A 17341-nucleotide genomic window follows, 5' to 3' on the forward strand; every position below is an offset into this window, starting at 1 on the left:
AGATCCTAGGGCCCACTAGTGTGGCGGGATGCACGTAGTTGAACTGGAAGGCGTAGGTGTCCGGGTTGTCGGCAAAACGCTCCTCGACGCCGTCGATTGGCAGGTGAACTACGGCGACCACTGGGTGATCCTCGGCCCCAACGGCGCGGGCAAGACGACGCTGCTGTCACTGGCGGGCGCCGTGCGTCATCCCAGCGAGGGCACGGTCAAGGTGCTCGGCCACCGCCTCGGCCGGGTCGATCTGCGGGAGCTGCGCCGCCATCTCGGCCTGGTCGCCTCCAGCCAGCACCTCATCGACGAGGAGCTGATGGAGGAGGAGGGGGCCACCGCGCACACCGTGGTGCTCACGGGGCACACCGGGACGAGCGTCCCGCTGTGGGACCGGTACGGCGACGCCGAGCACGACCGCGCCCACCGGCTCCTGGCCGACCTGGGCTGCAAGGACCTGGCGGAGCGCAAGTTCCGGGTCTGCTCGCAGGGGGAGCGGGCCAGGATCAGGGTGGCCAGGGCGCTCATGGCCGAGCCGGCGGTGCTGCTGCTCGACGAGCCGTTCGCCGGGCTCGACCTGCCCGCGCGCGAAGACCTCATCAGCGCCGTCGAAGACCTCGCCATGACCAGGCCCGTGCTGACCACCGTGACGGTGACGCACCACCTGGAGGAGGTGCCCGCGACGACCACGCACGCCATGCTCATGCGCGACGCCCGCGTGCTGGCCGCCGGGCCGGTGTCCGACGTGCTCACCCCCGCCCGCCTCAGCGAGTGCTTCGGCCGTCCGCTGCACGTGGACCGCCTCGACGGCCGCTGGTACGCCCGCGCCGCCCGCCCCTGACCGCCCCTGACCGCCCGGGGCGGGTCAGAGGGGGAGCAGGCGTCCGGCGACCACCAGGGCCACATACTCCGACTCGGCCGCCAGGCGCTCGTTGAGCCGTCCGAGCGCGTCCCTGAACGCCCGGCCGCTGGCCGTCGCGGGCACCACGCCCATCCCCACCTCGTCCGACACCGCCACGATCGGCTGGGGCGCCTGCCGCCACGCGGCCACCAGCTCGTCGCACCGGGCGGCGACCGGCGCGCGGTCGCCCTCCCAGGCCCCGTGCTCGTCGAACACCGCCGCCAGCCACGTGCCCATCCCGTCGATCAGCAGCGGCCCGGTCGCCGTGCGGATGGCGGTGACCAGGTCGGTGGTCTCCACGGTCTCCCAGTGCGCGGGCCGCCGCTCCCGGTGCGCGCGCACCCGCGCCGCCCACTCGCCGTCGCCCGCCCCGCCGGGGCCCGTCGCGACGTACGTGACGTACGGCTCGGCGGCCAGCCGCAGCTCCGCCTCGGCGGACTTCCCCGACCTGGACCCGCCCAGCAACAACGCCCGCCACGGCCGCCCGCTCCCGGGGCCCGCCGTCCGGGCGGGTGCCGCCGGTGTGACGGTCAGATCCGTGCCGTCCGGGACGGCGTGGGCGTCCCACAGCCGCAGCCGCCTGGCCAGCTCCTCCTCCGAGCGGACCCGATGGTCGAGCCCCACGGCGACCACCGTGGTGTCCCCGTCCGCCGCTCCCGCCCGCCGCAGCTCCCCGAGGCGCTCGGGGCGGTCGAGCAGGTCCATCAGCACCAGGTCGTACCGCTCGCCGGCGGGCACGGCCCGGCCCCGGGGCAGGCAGAGGAGCCGGGCGCCGTCGGGCCCGGCCAGCCCCAGGCCGCCCGCGCAGGCCCGGTAACCGGCGGGCAGCCCGGCGGAGGAGAACAGCGCCGCGCCCTCCGCGATCGGGCTGCCGTTCGGGGTGAGGGAGAAGCCGTCCACGACGAGGCCGAAGGGGCGGCGGTGGCCGGGTGGGAGGGCGGCGCACGAGGCGCATCGGCAGCCGGGCTCCGGCCAGCCGGCCGCGCTCGCCGTACCGGTGAGAAGGACTTTCACCGCGCAGAGCGTACAAAGGCGGCTCACCCAGCGCGTACGCGCCCCCCGCACGGGGTGAGGGAGGCGGCCGTTGCGGGGAGACAGAGGAAGTCGGCGGCCTGGAGGGCGGCCCCGGCCGTGACGCGACGCGCGCGCGGCATCGATCGACCTCCAAGCTCGGGAGTAGGGTTCCAATGCCTGCGGAGGGTGCGCCGGCGGACCCGCGGAGAAGGAGCGTATGGCATGACATGGCGGTGGCGTTATGAGAACGCGAACGGTGCTGAGGTGACGGATCGCCCTTTGCCGCGAGAGGTTTTTCCCAGCCAGGCCGACGCGGAGTCCTGGCTCGGCGAACACTGGCGTGAGCTGCTTGATTCGGGTGTCGAGCAGGTTGCGTTGCTGGAGGAGGACCGCGTCGAATACACGGGTCTGTCCTTGCGGGAGTGAGCTCCGGAAGAACGAAAACCCCTTGAGCGCTTTCGCGGGCTCAAGGGGTTTTGTCGTGGACACCGGACGCGGCCGAGCCCACCGGCGTGACGGCGTTACGGGCTGGTGGCCGGGCCCACCGGCGTGAGCGGGTTACGGGCGGGTGGCCGGGCTCACCGTCTTGGCCGGGTTACGGGCGGGTGGCCGGGCTCACCGTCTTGGCCGGGTCGCGCTCGACCACGTCGCCGAGCACGTCGTCGATCCGCTTGAGCACGTCGGCCTCCAGCTTCACGCCGGCCGCCTTCACGTTGTCACGCACCTGCTCGGGCCGAGTGGCGCCGACGATGGCGCTGGAGACGTTCGGGTTCTGCAGGACCCAGGCGATGGCCAGCTGCGCCATGCTGAGCCCCAGGTCGGAGGCGATCGGCTTGAGCTCCTGCACGCGCGTGAGCACGTCGTCCCGCATGAAGCGCGCGATCATGGCGCTGCCGCTCTTGTCGGTCGCCCGCGAGCCCTCCGGCGGCTGCTGGCCGGGCAGGTACTTGCCGGTCAGCACCCCCTGTCCGATCGGCGACCAGACGATCTGGCCCACGCCCTCCTTCTCGGACAGCGGCACGACCTCGGACTCGATGACCCGCCACAGCATGGAGTACTGCGGCTGGTTGGAGACGATCCGGTCGAAGCCCATCTCGTCGGCGATCTTCAGCGCGCGGGCGATCTGGTCGGCGGTCCACTCGCTGACGCCGACGTAGAGGACCTTGCCCTGGCGTACGAGGTCGTCGAAGGTCTTGAGGGTCTCTTCGAGCGGGGTCTCGTGGTCGAAGCGGTGCGCCTGGTAGAGGTCGACGTAGTCGGTCTTCAGCCGGCGCAGCGAGGCGTGGATCGACTCGGTGATGTGCTTGCGTGACAGGCCGCGGTCGTTCTTGCCGGGGCCGGTGGGCCAGTAGACCTTGGTGAAGATCTCCACGGACTCCCTGCGCACGCCCTCGAGCGCCCGGCCGAGCACCTCCTCGGCCTTCGTCCCCGCGTAGACGTCGGCGGTGTCGAACGTGGTGATCCCCTCGTCGAGCGCCGCCTGCACGCACTGCTTGGCGGCGTCCTCCTCGACCTGGGAGCCGTGGGTGAGCCAGTTGCCGTAGCTGATCTCGCTGACCATGAGACCGCTACGACCGAGGTGTCGGAATTCCATGTGTCTGACCTTAATGGCGGAACGTGTGGTGATCTGTTTCGGGATAGGGTGCGCGACGTGCTGAAGCTCGTCCGGCTCGCGCTGACGGCGGCCATCGTGACCGCGATCGTGGTACGGCTGCGCCGCCGCGCCCGCCTGCTCGCCCACCGGCCCGCGCCCCCTCCCGCGCCTTCCGCGCCCGTTGGCCACGGGCGCACGGGCGGCCGCATGGGCCTGGTGTGGGCCGCGATCGCGGCGGTCGTGGCGCTCACCCTGGTGGCCGCGCTGGTGCCGGGGGACAGGCGGCAGGCCACGGCCGAGCACCAGCGCTACCAGGAGACCCTGCGGGAGGCGCTCATCGCCGCGCAGCGCCCGACTCAGCAGCCGTCACCGTCACCGTTCCCGTCCCCGAGCCCGGTGGCGGCCGAGCCCGCCGACCCCGACTGCTCGCCCGCCCCGCGCCCGGTGACCGTGCGACCGCTGGACCCGAGGGTCAAGCGGGCCGTGGACCGGCAGTGGCGGCGGATCGAGCGGTGGCTGAGGGCGAACGCGCCGCGGACGTACCGGTCCCTGGGCGCGCCGGGCAGGGCGCGCACGATCGCGATCGCCGAGTCCCAGATGGGCGTGGACTTCCCGGACGACCTGCGCGCCTCCCTGCTGCGCCACAACGGCTCCCGCGGAGCGGCCGCGTTCGCGCCCGGCCTGGGCGGGGCACTCAGCCTCAGCACGCGGGGCATGCGGGACTCCTGGCGCCAGATGTGCGCCTGGGACGGCACCGACCGCGCGGCCGAGCCGGCCCTCGAACCGTGGGACGGCCGGATGATCCCGTTCGCGTATTTCCCCGGGCGCAACGCGGACGTGCTCTCCTACGCCGTCGTCGACACGGCGGACGGGAGCGTGCGCTGGGAGGAGCCGGGTTACGTGAGCCACGGCGCCAGGTCGTATCACGCCCTGCTGCGGGCCGTGGCCGACGCCCTGGAACGGGGCACGCCGGTCGAAGGCCGGCGGCCCGTGGCCGAGCGCGGCGTGCTGCGCTGGCAGGCCGCCGGCTGAGCGCCGGTTGAGCGCCGCCGTCGTCTCCCCGGGCGGCGCGGGCCGAGCGCCCCGCCGTCACCGTCCCCTCTTGGGCGGCACCGGCTTGCCGCCCGGCAGCACCATGGGCGGCGGGAAGCGCAGCTTGCGGATCTGCAGCGCGCGCATCGCCGCGTAGAAGCCCACGCCCTTGACGCTCTCGCCCGGCAGCTTCTCCGCGACCAGCTTCTTCACCTTCCAGGCCACGTAGACCGAGGTGAACAGCACCCCGATCATCATGATCGGCCAGCCGATCGTGACGACGTAGCCGAGCACCTGGGCGCGGATCGCCATCGGCCACGGAACCCAGGTGGCCAGCAGGATCAGTAGCGAGAACGGCAGGAAATACTGGCTGGGCAGGCGCCGCGAGTCGACCCAGTCACGCGCGAACTTGCGCGCGGGGCCCTTGTCACGAACGGGAAAATACCGCTCGTCACCTGCGAGCATGCCCTGCCGGGCCTTCTCGCGCTCGGCGGCCTGCTTGGCCCGCATCTGCCGATATGCCTCTTTGCGGTCTTTCGGCGCGGAGACATATTGGCGCCGCTTGCCTTCGGCATCCCGGCGCTTGGGTGTGGGACGACCTTTACCCTGGGGCTTAGGATCGTCAACGGGGACGGGGGTGTCGTCCACGGAGGTTTGGGAACGGCGTCGCAACACGACGTCAACCCTACCTGGAGTGCAACTTAGTGACGCCCCCGTGCGTTATGCGTAGGGTAATCCCAAGGCGGCTGCGCTGCATTGGGATTGACACCAGCACGACCTAGAAGGGGACGGCCGACGCGCATGAGCGTGATGAAGAGACTCTCGATGATCTTCAAGTCCAAGGCCAACAAGGCCCTGGACAAGATGGAGGATCCGCGCGAGACCCTTGACTACTCCTATCAGCGGCAGCTGGAGCTGTTGCAGAAGGTGCGCAGGGGTGTCGCCGACGTGGCCACCTCTCGCAAGAGGGTGGAGCTGCAGATAAACGGCCTTGAGAATCAGGCCAAGCGGCTGGAGGAGCAGGGCCGCAAGGCTCTGTCGGTGGGGCGTGAAGACCTGGCCCGTGAGGCGCTGCAGCGGCGCTCCAACCTCCAGGCCCAGATGAGCGACCTCAAGGTCCAGCACGACAACCTGCAGGCCGAGGAGGAGAAGCTCACCACGGCTTCCCAGCGGCTGCAGGCCAAGGTCGACTCCTTCCGCACGAAGAAGGAGACGATCAAGGCCACCTACACCGCCGCCGAGGCGCAGACGCGCATCAACGAGGCGTTCTCCGGCATCTCCGAGGAGATGGGCGACGTCGGCCTGGCGATCCAGCGCGCCGAGGACAAGACGGCGCAGATGCAGGCCCGCGCCGGCGCCATCGACGAGCTGCTGGCCAGTGGCGCGCTCGACGACTACAGCGGCACCCGCGGCGACGACATCCAGGCCGAGCTCGACCGCATGGGCGGCGGCATGGACGTCGAGCTCGAGCTGGCCAGGATGAAGGCCGAGCTGGGCCAGGGCCCGGCGCCGCAGTCGGCGATCGAGCAGGGCAGGCCGCAGCAGCAGGCCCAGCCTCAGCCTCAGCCGCAGGCGCAGCCGCAGCAGCAGGGGCAGACCCAGCAGTACCGCCAGCCTGGGGAGGGCGCATGATTGTCAGGATCATGGGCGAGGGCCAGGTGGAGATCTCCGCCGACGACATCGCGGTGCTCAACGAGCTCGACGCCGAGCTCGAGGCCGCCATCGACGCCAGCGACGAGAAGGCCTTCCGCGTCAAGCTGCACGCGTTGCTCGACAAGGTGCGCCACGTGGGCAAGGCGCTTCCCGACGACAGCCTTGAGCCGTCAGAGCTGATCCTTCCCCCCGCGGACGCCTCGATCGAGGAAGTCCGGGAGATGCTGGGCGACCAGGGCCTGATCCCAGGCTGACCGCGTGCGCACGCGGTTCGCGTCCGACCGCGGCCTGACCAGCCGCATGGTCGTGACGATGTTCCTGCTCGGCCTGCTCTACGTGGTGTTCGTCGGCGTCCTGATCGCCCTCGGCGTGCGGGCGCTGACCGTCCTGGTGCTGGCGGGCGGCCTGCTGCTGGTGCAGTACTTCCTGTCCGACCGCATCGCGCTGTTCGCGATGCACGGACGGGAGGTCTCTCCGCAGGAGGCCCCTGAGCTGCACGGCCTGATCGACCGCCTGTGCGCGCTGGCCGACATGCCCAAGCCGCGGGTGGCGATCGCCGATTCCGACGTCCCCAACGCCTTCGCCACCGGCCGCAACCAGAAGAAGGCGGTCGTCTGCGTGACGACCGGCATCCTGCGCCGCCTCGAGCCGCAGGAGCTGGAGGGCGTCATCGCCCACGAGCTGTCCCACGTCGCCCACCGCGACGTCGCCGTCATGACGATCGCCTCGTTCCTCGGGATCGTGGCGGGGCTCATGACCCGGTTCGCGCTCTACTCCGGGCTCGCCGGCCGCCGCAACGGCGGTCAGGGCGGCCTGCCGGTCGGCGCGATCATCCTGCTGGTCTCCGTCCTCGTGTACGCCGTCAGCTTCCTGCTCACCCGCGCCCTGTCGCGCTACCGGGAGCTGGCCGCCGACCGCGCCGGCGCCCTGCTCACGCAGCGGCCCTCGGCCCTGGCCAGCGCGCTGACCAAGGTGAGCGGCGACATGGCGCGCATCCCGACCAGAGACCTGCGCGAGGCGGAGCCGTTCAACGCCTTCTACTTCGCCCCGGCGCTGGCCAAGGGCGCGACGGTGGCCAACCTGTTCGCCACGCATCCGCCGCTCGAACGCCGGCTCGACCAGCTCGCGGACATCTCGCGGCAACTGGGAAGGGGCTGAGGCGCACATGGGCTGGCTCGACGCCCTGCTGGGCCGCTCGAAACCGGTCAGACCAGATCTCGACGCGCTGTTCGCGCTGCCGTCGGCGGCCGTGACGCTGCAGGCGGCCACCGGGCTGGTGCCCACGGGGCTCGGCTCCGTGGCGTTCCGGGCCGCGGAGGGCGGGGCGTTCGCCGCGGCGGAGAGCGACGCCAAGGCGCTGCTCGGCGCGCGTGTCGAGGAGTCCGACGACGGCTACGGCTACACCTGGCTGCAGGTGCGCCGATCGCCCGACGCGCTCGGCGACCTGGTCACCGAGCTGCACGCGGTCAACTCCACGCTGGAGGGCGCCGGGTTCGGGCCGTCGTTGTTGTGCTCGCTGGTGTCGTTCGCCGGCCCGGACGGGCGGCGGCTGGCCGTGGTCTACCTGTACAAACGCGGCACCTTCTATCCCTTCGCGCCGAGACCGGGGCAGAAGCGCGACAACCCGCTGGAGATCCAGGCCAGGGGAGCCCTGGAGGGCGAGCTGCCGCTGGAGAAGGACCTCGCCCGCTGGTTCCCCGTCTGGGGCGCGCCGGGGCTCTGACGGAGGCCGCGCCGGACGCCGGCCGCCGGGCGGGGGATGGCGCCCGGCGGACTTCGGCCGGGGTGGCGGATGGCGCGTGCCGGTGGTCTCGCCGGGCTGCCGGCGAGAGCGGCGGGAGCCCGGTATGGGAGCGGTGGGAGTCCGGTATGGGAGCGGTGGGAGTCCGGTATGGGGGATGAATCAGGATTCTGACCGGTTGGTGCAGGGGGTGTGACCGGGGCGCTCTGGGGGCGCCATCGCACTGGGTGATCTAATTGTCACGTGGAGCGAAGGTTGTTCGTGCTGGCCGCGGGCGCGCTGATCGTGGCAGCGGTGCTCGGCAGCGCCTGGATCACCGGACAGTTCACCACGCCCACAGTCGACAGGACCAACGGCTACGTCAGCGAACTGGCCGCCCGCGACCAGCCGTGGACCCGGTTGTTCCGGGTCAGCGACGGGTTGTCGGGGCTGGCGTGCCTGTTCGGCGTGGCGCTCGTGCCGAGGGTCGCGCGCGAGTGGCCGGGCTGGCTGGCGCTGGCCGCGTTCGGGCTGCTCGCCTTCGCCGCCGGGCTGTTCCCGCTGGACTGCGCCGCGCTCAGCGACCCGCTGTGCGGGCGCGGCGGCACCTCGGCCGGGCACGTGGCGCACACGCTGGCGCGCGTGCTGGGCACGATCGCCGTGCTGGCCGCCATGGCGCTGCTCAGCGAGCGGTGGCGCTCGCGGGTGTCGTGGCTGTTCACCTGGCTGACGCTGGCCGCCACGCTGCTCACCGTGTGCGCGCTGGCCGCCGGGTACGGCGTGGGGCTGGCCCATCGCGCGCAGCTCACGATGATCGCCGTCTGGCTGGTGTACGTGGCGCTGCGCCTGCTCATCCTGGACGGCGACGACCCGTACGACGTGGCGGCCCCGCGCATCGCACCCGGCCGCCTGGGCGGCGTCGGAGGCGCCCGCGTCCGCGCGGACGACGTCCCCGGCATCGGCATCGGTGCCGGGTTCGGCGTGGCGGGCGGCGCGTCCGACGGCGTGCCCGGTGCGGCGGACGGCGGTGGGGCGGATGTGGGGCCCGGCGCGAGCGGCGGTGCCGTCCCGTACCCGGCCGCCGGGGACCCCGGCGCCGGGGACCCCGGCGCCGGGTACGGGCCGCCGCACGTCGTCGTCCAGGGCGAAGGGCCCGCGGTGCTGATCACGGCCGGTACGGCGGGCGCCTGGTTCCACTGGGACGCCGTCGCCGCCCGCCTGGCCGGAGCCCACCGGGTCATCCGCTTCGACCGGCCCGGCCTCGGGCTCAGCCCCCGCTCGCCGGACCCGCCCACCCTGTACGCCGAGGCCGCCCGCCTGGCCGCGCTGTCCCCCGCCCACCCCGAGCAGGTCACCGTCATCGCCCACGGCGTGGCCTGCTGGCACGCCGAGGCCTTCGCCCGGCTGCATCCCCTGTGCCTGGCCAAGCTCGTCCTCGTGGAGCCCGCCTGCGTGAGCACGCGCCGCCCGCTGGGCGTGGCCACCGCCGCCGGACGCTGGTTGCCCGCGCTGGGCGGCACCTGGGGCGCGACCGCCCTGGCGCGGCTGACCGGCCCCGCCGCGCACCGGCTGCTCACGGGGCTGCCGGACCCGTACGGGGTCTACAGCATGGGCAAGGTGCCCGTGGCCGTGGCGGGGGAGTGGCTGGCCCGTCGCGACATGGCCGCCGACCTGCGCCGTCTCAGGACGATGAAGCCGTTCCCCGACGTGCCGGTCACGGTGATCAGCTCGCGCGACCGGGACGGCTGCGGGGAGCTGCTGGCCTGCGAGCTGGGGGCCGAGCACGTCCAGGTCCCGGAGGCCGGCGGCCGGCCCCAGCTCAGAACCCCGGCCGCCGTCGCCGACGCCGCCGTGCGACCCTGACCGCCCCCGGCCCCTGGGGGTTAGGATCGGGGCGGAACCCACTTCGAGGGGGTCGGCTGTGGACATCACCGTGCTCGGCGAGGGCGGCGTCTCGGCCGCGCCCGACATGCTGCGGCTGCACGCCGGCGTCGAGGTGCGCCGGGCGTCGGCCGCGGAGGCGTTCGCCGCCGTGCGGGCCGCCGCGGCCCGGCTCTCCCAGGCGTTGCGGGCCGAGGGCATCGCCCCCGAAGACCTGACCACGGCCGACCTGTCCCTGGGGCCCGAATACGAGGCGTACCCGAAGGTGTCCGCCTACCGGGCGGCGCAGGGCTTCGAGGTCGTCGTACGCGACGTCACCCACGCCGACCAGGTCATCGACACCGTGGCGGGCACCGGCGAGGAGGCCCGGCTGCACGGCGTGACCTTCGAGCTGTCCGACCAGGGCGCGGCGCTGGGCGAGGCCCGCTCCAGGGCGTTCGCCGACGCCGCGGCCAAGGCCGCCCAGTACGCCGGGCTGGCCGGGCGGCCGCTCGGCCCGGTGGTGTCGGTGAGCGAGGAGCACAGGCCGGGCCTGCCCGTGCCGATGACGCGGCGCATGCCGATGATGGCGGCGGAGCAGGCCCCGCCCTCGGTCAGCCCCGGCCGCCAGACGCTCATGGTGGTCGTGCGGGTCGGCTACGACTTCGCCTGACGCGGACGCGAACCCGCTGGCCAGGCCCGCCGCCTCGCCGGGGGCGACGGCGCCCGCCCTGCGCCGTCATCTGCGCGTGACGCCGGCCGGGCGTCAGGGTCGCGTGACGCAGACTGGGCGTCATGGAGATCACGGACGAGATCGTCACGACCGACGACGGCGTGCGGCTGTGGGCCGCCCGGAGCGGTGAGGGGGTGCCCGTCGTCTTCTGCCACGGCGGCCCCGGCATGTGGGACACCCTGGGCGACGTGGCGGGCCTGCTGTCGGGGGTCGCCCGCGTGCACCGGTGGGACCAGCGGGGATGCGGCCGGTCCGAGCGGCGCGGGCCGTACTCGTCCGAGCGCACCATGGCCGACCTCGACGCCGTGCGCCGCCATTGCGGGCTGGCGGACATGGTGCTGCTCGGCCACTCCTGGGGCGCGCTGCTCGCCCTGCGGTACGCGCTCGGCCATCCGGGCCGCGTACGGGGCCTGATCTACGTCGCGGGCACCGGCATCGACCCGGAGGCGACGTGGAAGGAGGACTACAGCCGCAACCAGCGCGCGCGGCTCGGCGGGCACCTGGCGCGCTGGGAGGAGCTGCGCGACCGCGAGCGCACGCCGGAGGAGGACAGGGAGCTGGCGGTGCTGCAGTGGTCGGCGGACTTCACCGGCCCCCGGCCGTTGGCGGAGGCCGAGCGCATGGCCACCCCTGGTACGGCGTCAACTACCGGTGCAACGCCGAGATCCTGGCCGGCGACCGGCGCGCGTGGGACAGGCTCGACCTGGCCGCGCGCTGCGCGGAGCTGGAGACGCCCGTGCTGATCGTGGACGGGGCGCTGGACATCCGGCCCCGCCGGGCGGTGGACTCGCTGGAGCGGGCCCTGCCCCGGGTGACCCGGGTGGTCCTGGAGCGCGGCGGCCACCTGCCCTGGACCGAGGACCCGGCCGGCTTCACCCGGGCCGTCACCGCCTTCCTCACCGCCAACGGAGCGGCCGGGGCCGGGGCCCCGGCCGGGGCGCGCTAGCTAGGGCAGGGACAGCATGCGGTCGAGGGCGACCTTGGCCCAGTGGGTGGTGTCCGCGTCCACGGTGATCTGGTTGACGACCTCGCCCAGCACCAGCGACTCCAGCGCCCACACCAGGTGCGGCAGGTCGATCCGGTTCATGGTCGAGCAGTAGCAGACCGTACGGTCGAGGAAGGAGATGTTCTTGTCGGGGAAGGTCTGGGCCAGGCGCTTGACCAGGTTCAGCTCCGTGCCGATGGCCCAGCTCGACCCGGCCGGGGCCGCCCGCAGCGTCTTGATGATGTGCTCGGTGGAGCCGACGTGGTCGGCCTTGAGCACCACCTCGTGACGGCACTCGGGGTGCACGAGCACGTTCACGCCCGGGATGCGCGCGCGCACGTCGTCCACCGACTCCGCCGTGAAGCGACCGTGCACCGAGCAGTGGCCGCGCCAGAGGATCATCTTGGCGCGCTCCAGCTCCTCGCGGGTCAGGCCGCCGTTGGGACGGTGCGGGTTCCACACCACGCAGTCCTCCAGCGACATGCCCATCTCCAGCACCGCCGTGTTGCGGCCCAGGTGCTGGTCGGGCAGGAACAGCACCTTCTCCCCCTGCTGGAAGGCCCAGTCGAGGGCGCGGCGGGCGTTGGAGGAGGTGCAGACCGCGCCGCCGTTCCTGCCGCAGAACGCCTTGATGTCGGCGCTGGAGTTCATGTACGTGACCGGGACCACCCGATCGGTGAGCCCGGCGTCCTCCAGCGCCTCCCAGCACTCCTCGACCTGGTCGAACGTGGCCATGTCCGCCATCGAGCAACCGGCCGCCAGGTCGGGCAGGATCACCTTCTGGGCGTCGTTGGTGAGGATGTCGGCCGACTCGGCCATGAAGTGCACGCCGCAGAAGACGATGAACTCGGCCCCGGGCCGGGCGGCGGCCTGCTGCGCCAGCTTGAAGGAGTCGCCCGTCACGTCGGCGAACTGGATGACCTCGTCGCGCTGGTAGTGGTGGCCGAGCACGAACAGGCGGTCGCCGAGCGTCTCCTTGGCCTTGCGGGCGCGCTCCACCAGGTCCGGGTCGGAGGCGGGCGGCAGCTCGCCGGGACAGTCGACCCCCTTCTCGCTGTGCGGATCGGCGTCGCGGCCGAGGACGAAGAGCGGCAGTCCGGTCTGGGCAGCCATGGCCATACCCCCTTATCGTCGATTTGACGATACTCATGATGACACATGGCTCCCCGTGGTTATTCCGGGCATCGGCTGACAGATTGCGGCGAGATGGCCCCCGGGGAATGTGTGGCATCGCCCCGGTGTTGGTAGCGTCATTAGTAGGACGTCCGAAACAGACAGCCGGGTTAGGGAGTCAGCAGATGACGGTTGAGAGCAGCGAGACCACGGCACAGGGCCTGATCCTGACTGACGCGGCCGCCGCCAAGGTCAAGAGCCTGCTCGAGCAGCAGGGCGAGGAAGGTCTGCAGCTGCGGGTCGCCGTGCAGCCTGGAGGTTGCTCCGGCCTTCGCTACCAGCTCTTCTTCGACGACCGTTCGATGGACGGTGACGTCGTGTCGGACTTCGGCGGCGTCAGCGTGGTCACCGACCGGATGAGCGCCCCCTACCTGATGGGTGCCTCCATCGACTTCGTCGACACCATCGAGAAGCAGGGCTTCACCATCGACAACCCCAACGCCACGGGCTCGTGCGCCTGTGGTGACTCGTTCAACTAGCCCGACCGCTTCGGGCCGGACGAGCCGTCGACGGCCGACAGGTCCCGCTCGCCTTTGTGCGCGCGGGACCTTCGCGTATTCTCGTGGGGCCCATTGGCCTGCTGACAGCGAGGAAGAAGAATCCCGTGCGCATCGCCGTAACCGGCTCCATCGCGACAGACCACCTGATGACATTCCCGGGCAGTTTCGGCGATCAGCTCATCGCCGAGCAGCTCGACCGGGTGTCCCTCTCGTTCCTGGTCGACGACCTCCAGATCCGGCGCGGTGGCTGCGCCGCGAACATCGCCTTCGGAATGGGCTGCCTCGGTCTCAAGCCGATCCTCGTCGGCGCGGTCGGCAACGACTTCGCCGACTACCGCTCGTGGCTGGAGCGCCACGGCGTCGACTGCGGCTCCGTGCACATCTCGGAGACCCAGCACACCGCCCGCTTCCTGTGCACCACCGACCAGAACCACAACCAGATCGCCTCCTTCTACACCGGCGCCATGGCCGAGGCGCGGCTCATCGAGCTGCAGCCCGTCGCCGACCGGGTGGGCGGCCTGGACCTGGTGCTGCTCAGCCCCAACGACCCCGACGCGATGCTGCGCCACGCCGACGAGTGCCGCCAGCGCGGCATCCCGTTCGCCGCCGACATCTCCCAGCAGCTCGCCCGCATGCAGGACGAGGAGATCCGCCAGCTCGTCGACGGCGCGGCCTACCTGTTCTCCAACGACTACGAGAAGGGGCTCATCGAGCAGAAGACCGGCTGGTCCGACGAGGAGATCCTCGGCCGGGTAGGCGTCCGGATCACCACGCTCGGCCCCAAGGGCGCGGTCATCGACCGCAAGGGCGAGCCGTCCATCCAGGTCGCCCCCGCCCCCGAGCGCGGCAAGGCCGACCCCACCGGCGTCGGCGACGCCTTCCGCGCCGGCTTCTTGGCCGGCCTGGCCTGGGGCCTCTCGCTGGAGCGGTGCGGGCAGCTCGGCAACCTCACCGCCACGCACGTGCTGGAGCGCGTGGGCGGGCAGGAGTACGAGCTCGGGCAGAAGGACTTCCTGGAGCGCTTCGGCGCGGCGTACGGGGCCGAGGCCCTGGCGGAGATCGCCGGGCACGTCCGCTGCTACCACCCCTGAGCAGGCCGTGACCGGGCCCTGAGCGGGCCCCCGGACCGGCTCTCGAACGGCGCAAGGCCGTCCCGCCGCTTCCCGCGGCGAGACGGCCTTCCTTCGTATGCCCTGGCGCGGCGCTCGTGCGGCAGGGCGCCCGGACCGTCAGCGCAGCGCGTACACGCGGTGCACGAACTCGGCGAGCTGGTCGTCGGGCAGGTGCCTGGCCAGGTCCGCCTCGCTGATCATGCCCACGATGCGGCCCTCCTCCATCACCGGCAGCCGCTTGATCTGGTGCTCCTCCATGCGCGCCAGCGCGTCCTCCACGGTGGCGTCCGACGGCACCCAGACCAGCCCGGTGGCCAGCTCGCCCGCCGTCACCTGCGCGGGGTCGTGCCCGGCCGCGACGCATTTGACGACGATGTCGCGGTCGGTGATGATGCCGGTCACCCGGTCGTCGGGACCGCACACGGGCAGCGCGCCCACGTCGATGTTGCGCATCATCTGAGCCGCCCGGTCGAGGGTCTCGTGCGCGCCGATGCACTCCGCCCCCGTGCTCATGACGTCGCGGGCGGTCTCGTTCGGTTGTCCGCTGATCATGGCTTTCCCCTGATGTCGATGAACTCGTACGGGAGGCCCCTACCCACCGTACGGAGCTGAATCGGGGATTCGGGAACGGCCGGAAACCCTAGTAGTTGCGTCTGACGTGGATCGCCCAGCCGCCCTCGGGCAGCTCGTACGACCCCACGTGGCGATGCGACTTCAGCCTGCACCACGCCGGCACGTCCGTGTAGGCCGCCGGATCGTCGGCCAGCACGGCCACCACGGCGTTCAGGGGGACGTAGTTGATCTGCTCGGCGAGCATGATGATCGGGATCGGGCACTTCTTCCCGAGCGCGTCGATCGTCAAAGCCGGCTGGGTGACCTCGGTCATGCGACTCCCGCGTCCTGCCGGATGCGGCGCACCAGATCGGGCAGCACGGCGAGGAACCTGTCGACCTCCTCCGCGGCGGCGCCCCTGGGCAGTGACACCCGGACGTTGCCATGCGTCAGCACGCCCATCGCTTCGAGGACGTGCGATGGACGAAGCGTACTAGCGGTGCACGAACTTCCGGACGATACGGCGAATCCGGCCTTGTCGAGCTCGGTCAGCAGCGCCTCGCCGTCAACGTACAGGCACGAAAAGGTCACGATGTGCGGCGCCCGGTCAACGGGGTCGCCGATGACCTCCACGTCGGGCACGATCTTCGGGACGGTCTCCCTGATCCTGTCGACGAGCGCGGAAAGCCTCGCCTGCTCCGCCGCGGCCTCGGCCAGGCTCGCGCGCAGCGCCGCCGCCGCGGCCACGATGGCCGGCACGTTCTCGAAGCCCGGCACCCGCCGCCGCTCCCGCTCGTCCTCCGGCAGGTAGGAGCGGAACCGGGTGCCCTTGCGCACCACCAGCACGCCCACCCCGGCGGGCCCGCCCCACTTGTGCGCGCTGGCCGTCAGCACCGACCAGCCGGGCGGCACCGGCATGCGGCCGGCCGTCTGCGCCGCGTCCACCAGCAGCGGCACGCCGTGCTCGGCGCACGCGGCGGCGGCCGCCGCCACCGGCTGCGCGGTGCCGACCTCGTGGTTGGCGCTCTGCAGGCACGCCAGCGCCACGCCGGGCCGCGCCACCGCCGCGGCGAACCGGCCGAGGTCGACGCGGCCCAGGAGGTCCACGCCCACCGTCTCGACCGTGCCGCCCTCGCGCTCGTGCACCTGGCCGGCGTGCAGCACGCTGGAGTGCTCCACCGCTCCGGTCACGAGATGACGCCCGGCCCTGCGCCTTCCGTGTAGGGTGCCGAGGACGCCGAGATGCACGGCCTGCGTCCCCGAGGAGGTGAACGACACCTCGTCCGGGCGCGCGCCGAGCGCCTCGGCCACCTCCGTGCGGGCCTGTTCCAGCAGCAGGTGCGCGCGGCGGGCCTGGCCGTAGAGTCTCGCGGGGTCGGCCCAGCCGACGTCGACGGCCGCCAGCAGCGCCTCGCGCGCCCGGGGGTGGAGCGGCTCGCTCGAAGCCGCGTCGAAATACGCCACGAGACTCATCGTCCCACTTGCCGGCCCATCGAGGGGTCGCGCGGTAGGGCGAGGCACGTGCACGCTAATGTGTCTGCTTGTCAGTCTGCGCATGATGCAGATCAGCAATACGAGCAAAACCCAAGGGAAAGACTCTTGGGGCTTCATCTGTGGGGTAGGCGATCCGTGAGTCCGACTCGCCGTACGACGCGGCGTTCGTTGGCCCGGCGCAGGGTGCCACGCGCCGCCGCTTTGGCGTTGCTGCTGGCCACTGCTACGGCGTGTGCTAATGACGTCCCCGAGGCCGACTGGTCTCGCGGCCTTCTTCCTGACCACGTCACCGAGCAGGGCGGCGTGGTCCAGAGCCTGTGGAACGGGGCCTGGATCGCCGCACTCGCCACGGGTGCCGTCGTCATCGGGCTGATCCTGTGGGCGACCATCTTCCACCGCAAGCGCAGGGCCAAGGCCGAGCTTCCGCCGCAGGTTCGTTACAACCTCCCGATCGAGATGCTCTACACCCTGATCCCGCTGGTCATGGTCTCGGTGTTCTTCTTCTTCACCGCCCGTGACAGCGAGACGCTCTCGCGAGTCGATGGCGACGCCACCGTCAAGGTCAAGGTCGAGGCGTTCCAGTGGAGCTGGCGCTTCACCACGACCGTCAACGGCAAGACGCTCAAGCCCGTCGCGGGCGTGCCGGTGAGCGACTACCACCAGGGCCCGCAGCTCGTCCTGCCCACCAAGACCAAGATCGAGTTCGACCTCGAGACCGACGACGTCATCCACTCGTTCTGGGTGCCGGAGTTCCTGTTCAAGCGCGACATCATCCCCGGCATCCCCGAGGACAACCCCGGCCGCAAGTTCCAGATCACCACGCTCGACAAGAAGGGCGTCTACGCCGGCCGCTGCGCCGAGCTGTGCGGCGTCGACCACAGCCGGATGCTCTTCTCCGTCAAGCTCGTCGACCAGAACGAGTGGAACCAGTACCTCACGACCCAGGCGGGGAGTGCCCAGTGACCGCCGTCCACGAACCCCTGACCACCGCGCCGATCAGGCCCACCAGCACCAAGGGCCAGATCATCGC

The 17341-nt window shown here is 72.0% G+C and carries 21 protein-coding genes; 14 read left to right on the top strand and 7 right to left on the bottom strand.

Annotated features, from left to right (window positions below; translation table 11 throughout):
• The first annotated feature begins 28 nt into the window (after positions 1-28).
• A complete protein-coding gene (locus tag IO39_RS44305; protein ID WP_043638306.1) occupies positions 29-829 on the top strand; it encodes an ABC transporter ATP-binding protein in 801 nt (266 codons plus the stop codon).
• 24 nt (positions 830-853) lie between these two features.
• Here the strand turns inward: IO39_RS44305 and IO39_RS44310 are convergent, their stop codons facing one another.
• The gene (locus IO39_RS44310; RefSeq protein ID WP_043638307.1) at positions 854-1903 is read right to left on the bottom strand and encodes a bifunctional adenosylcobinamide kinase/adenosylcobinamide-phosphate guanylyltransferase; all 1050 of its coding nucleotides are present in this window, start codon (positions 1901-1903) and stop codon (positions 854-856) included.
• Between the two features lie 222 nt (positions 1904-2125).
• On the opposite strand from IO39_RS44310, the gene IO39_RS44315 reads away from it, so the two are divergent.
• Positions 2126-2329 (top strand): hypothetical protein, encoded by a 204-nt coding sequence (locus tag IO39_RS44315; protein ID WP_043638308.1) that lies wholly within the window; start codon positions 2126-2128, stop codon positions 2327-2329.
• A gap of 169 nt (positions 2330-2498) precedes the next feature.
• Here the strand turns inward: IO39_RS44315 and IO39_RS44320 are convergent, their stop codons facing one another.
• A complete protein-coding gene (locus tag IO39_RS44320; RefSeq protein ID WP_043638309.1) occupies positions 2499-3497 on the bottom strand; it encodes an aldo/keto reductase family protein in 999 nt (332 codons plus the stop codon).
• Positions 3498-3554: 57 nt separating this feature from the next.
• On the opposite strand from IO39_RS44320, the gene IO39_RS44325 reads away from it, so the two are divergent.
• Complete coding sequence (locus IO39_RS44325; RefSeq protein WP_157549851.1) at positions 3555-4529, top strand: SMI1/KNR4 family protein; 975 nt, start codon at positions 3555-3557, stop codon at positions 4527-4529.
• Positions 4530-4586: 57 nt separating this feature from the next.
• Here IO39_RS44325 and IO39_RS44330 read toward each other — a convergent pair whose 3' ends face one another.
• Positions 4587-5204 carry a DUF3043 domain-containing protein gene (locus IO39_RS44330; protein ID WP_043638317.1) on the bottom strand — a complete coding sequence of 206 codons (618 nt, stop codon included), beginning with the start codon at positions 5202-5204 and terminating at the stop codon, positions 4587-4589.
• 150 nt (positions 5205-5354) lie between these two features.
• On the opposite strand from IO39_RS44330, the gene IO39_RS44335 reads away from it, so the two are divergent.
• The 8 genes from IO39_RS44335 to IO39_RS57255 all read left to right on the top strand — a co-directional run bounded on the left by IO39_RS44335 (position 5355) and on the right by IO39_RS57255 (position 11441).
• Entirely contained in the window at positions 5355-6161 is an 807-nt protein-coding gene (locus tag IO39_RS44335) for a PspA/IM30 family protein (protein ID WP_043638318.1), read from the top strand.
• Positions 6158-6436, top strand: a complete 279-nt coding sequence (gene pspAA, locus IO39_RS44340) for a PspA-associated protein PspAA (RefSeq protein WP_043638321.1) — start codon at positions 6158-6160, stop codon at positions 6434-6436. Before IO39_RS44335 ends, pspAA begins: the two co-directional genes overlap by 4 nt.
• A 46-nt stretch (positions 6437-6482) precedes the next feature.
• Positions 6483-7340: a zinc metalloprotease HtpX gene (htpX, locus tag IO39_RS44345; protein ID WP_052424268.1), complete on the top strand. Its 858-nt coding sequence runs from the start codon at positions 6483-6485 to the stop codon at positions 7338-7340.
• Between the two features lie 7 nt (positions 7341-7347).
• Positions 7348-7905: a PspA-associated protein PspAB gene (pspAB, locus tag IO39_RS44350; protein ID WP_043638326.1), complete on the top strand. Its 558-nt coding sequence runs from the start codon at positions 7348-7350 to the stop codon at positions 7903-7905.
• Between the two features lie 261 nt (positions 7906-8166).
• A complete protein-coding gene (locus tag IO39_RS51625) occupies positions 8167-9765 on the top strand; it encodes an alpha/beta fold hydrolase (RefSeq protein ID WP_084774575.1) in 1599 nt (532 codons plus the stop codon).
• A gap of 58 nt (positions 9766-9823) precedes the next feature.
• Positions 9824-10435, top strand: coding sequence for an SIMPL domain-containing protein (locus tag IO39_RS44360; RefSeq protein WP_043638329.1), 612 nt, complete (start codon positions 9824-9826; stop codon positions 10433-10435).
• A 122-nt stretch (positions 10436-10557) separates the two neighbouring features.
• Entirely contained in the window at positions 10558-11238 is a 681-nt protein-coding gene (locus tag IO39_RS44365; protein ID WP_211267404.1) for an alpha/beta fold hydrolase, read from the top strand.
• A complete protein-coding gene (locus tag IO39_RS57255; RefSeq protein WP_211267405.1) occupies positions 11232-11441 on the top strand; it encodes an alpha/beta fold hydrolase in 210 nt (69 codons plus the stop codon). Before IO39_RS44365 ends, IO39_RS57255 begins: the two co-directional genes overlap by 7 nt.
• On the opposite strand, the gene nadA is transcribed toward IO39_RS57255, so the two are convergent.
• Positions 11442-12599 (bottom strand): quinolinate synthase NadA, encoded by a 1158-nt coding sequence (nadA, locus tag IO39_RS44370; RefSeq protein WP_043638331.1) that lies wholly within the window; start codon positions 12597-12599, stop codon positions 11442-11444.
• Between the two features lie 179 nt (positions 12600-12778).
• Here nadA and erpA point away from each other — a divergent pair, with 179 nt between their 5' ends.
• Both erpA and IO39_RS44380 read left to right on the top strand, forming a co-directional pair.
• The gene (gene erpA / locus IO39_RS44375) at positions 12779-13132 is read left to right on the top strand and encodes an iron-sulfur cluster insertion protein ErpA (RefSeq protein WP_043638338.1); all 354 of its coding nucleotides are present in this window, start codon (positions 12779-12781) and stop codon (positions 13130-13132) included.
• A gap of 125 nt (positions 13133-13257) precedes the next feature.
• Positions 13258-14244: a carbohydrate kinase family protein gene (locus tag IO39_RS44380; protein WP_043638348.1), complete on the top strand. Its 987-nt coding sequence runs from the start codon at positions 13258-13260 to the stop codon at positions 14242-14244.
• A gap of 138 nt (positions 14245-14382) precedes the next feature.
• Here IO39_RS44380 and IO39_RS44385 read toward each other — a convergent pair whose 3' ends face one another.
• From IO39_RS44385 to IO39_RS44395, 3 genes are all read right to left on the bottom strand, one after another.
• Positions 14383-14817: a CBS domain-containing protein gene (locus IO39_RS44385; protein ID WP_043638350.1), complete on the bottom strand. Its 435-nt coding sequence runs from the start codon at positions 14815-14817 to the stop codon at positions 14383-14385.
• Between the two features lie 88 nt (positions 14818-14905).
• A complete protein-coding gene (locus tag IO39_RS44390; protein WP_043638353.1) occupies positions 14906-15151 on the bottom strand; it encodes a sulfurtransferase TusA family protein in 246 nt (81 codons plus the stop codon).
• On the bottom strand, positions 15148-16290 hold the full coding sequence (locus tag IO39_RS44395; RefSeq protein WP_043638355.1) for a cysteine desulfurase family protein: 1143 nt from the start codon (positions 16288-16290) through the stop codon (positions 15148-15150). The genes IO39_RS44390 and IO39_RS44395 overlap by 4 nt, the downstream gene beginning before the upstream one ends.
• 204 nt (positions 16291-16494) lie before the next feature.
• On the opposite strand from IO39_RS44395, the gene ctaC reads away from it, so the two are divergent.
• Positions 16495-17274 carry an aa3-type cytochrome oxidase subunit II gene (ctaC, locus tag IO39_RS44400; protein WP_439331505.1) on the top strand — a complete coding sequence of 260 codons (780 nt, stop codon included), beginning with the start codon at positions 16495-16497 and terminating at the stop codon, positions 17272-17274.
• Positions 17275-17341 lie beyond the last annotated feature (67 nt).

This window comes from Nonomuraea candida (assembly GCF_000725485.1).
Classification (GTDB): Bacteria; Actinomycetota; Actinomycetes; order Streptosporangiales; family Streptosporangiaceae; genus Nonomuraea; species Nonomuraea candida.

Bases quoted from the DNA above. Each gene is read 5' to 3' on its own strand.
- erpA (WP_043638338.1), top strand. From the start codon at position 12,779: ATGACGGTTGAGAGCAGCGAGACCACGGCACAGGGCCTGATCCTGACT.
- IO39_RS44315 (WP_043638308.1), top strand. From the start codon at position 2,126: ATGACATGGCGGTGGCGTTATGAGAACGCGAACGGTGCTGAGGTGACG.
- pspAA (WP_043638321.1), top strand. From the start codon at position 6,158: ATGATTGTCAGGATCATGGGCGAGGGCCAGGTGGAGATCTCCGCCGAC.
- IO39_RS44320 (WP_043638309.1), bottom strand. From the start codon at position 3,497: ATGGAATTCCGACACCTCGGTCGTAGCGGTCTCATGGTCAGCGAGATC.
- htpX (WP_052424268.1), top strand. From the start codon at position 6,483: ATGGTCGTGACGATGTTCCTGCTCGGCCTGCTCTACGTGGTGTTCGTC.
- IO39_RS44395 (WP_043638355.1), bottom strand. From the start codon at position 16,290: ATGAGTCTCGTGGCGTATTTCGACGCGGCTTCGAGCGAGCCGCTCCAC.
- IO39_RS44335 (WP_043638318.1), top strand. From the start codon at position 5,355: ATGATCTTCAAGTCCAAGGCCAACAAGGCCCTGGACAAGATGGAGGAT.
- IO39_RS44305 (WP_043638306.1), top strand. From the start codon at position 29: ATGCACGTAGTTGAACTGGAAGGCGTAGGTGTCCGGGTTGTCGGCAAA.
- nadA (WP_043638331.1), bottom strand. From the start codon at position 12,599: ATGGCCATGGCTGCCCAGACCGGACTGCCGCTCTTCGTCCTCGGCCGC.
- pspAB (WP_043638326.1), top strand. From the start codon at position 7,348: ATGGGCTGGCTCGACGCCCTGCTGGGCCGCTCGAAACCGGTCAGACCA.
- IO39_RS44390 (WP_043638353.1), bottom strand. From the start codon at position 15,151: ATGACCGAGGTCACCCAGCCGGCTTTGACGATCGACGCGCTCGGGAAG.
- IO39_RS44365 (WP_211267404.1), top strand. From the start codon at position 10,558: ATGGAGATCACGGACGAGATCGTCACGACCGACGACGGCGTGCGGCTG.
- IO39_RS44385 (WP_043638350.1), bottom strand. From the start codon at position 14,817: ATGATCAGCGGACAACCGAACGAGACCGCCCGCGACGTCATGAGCACG.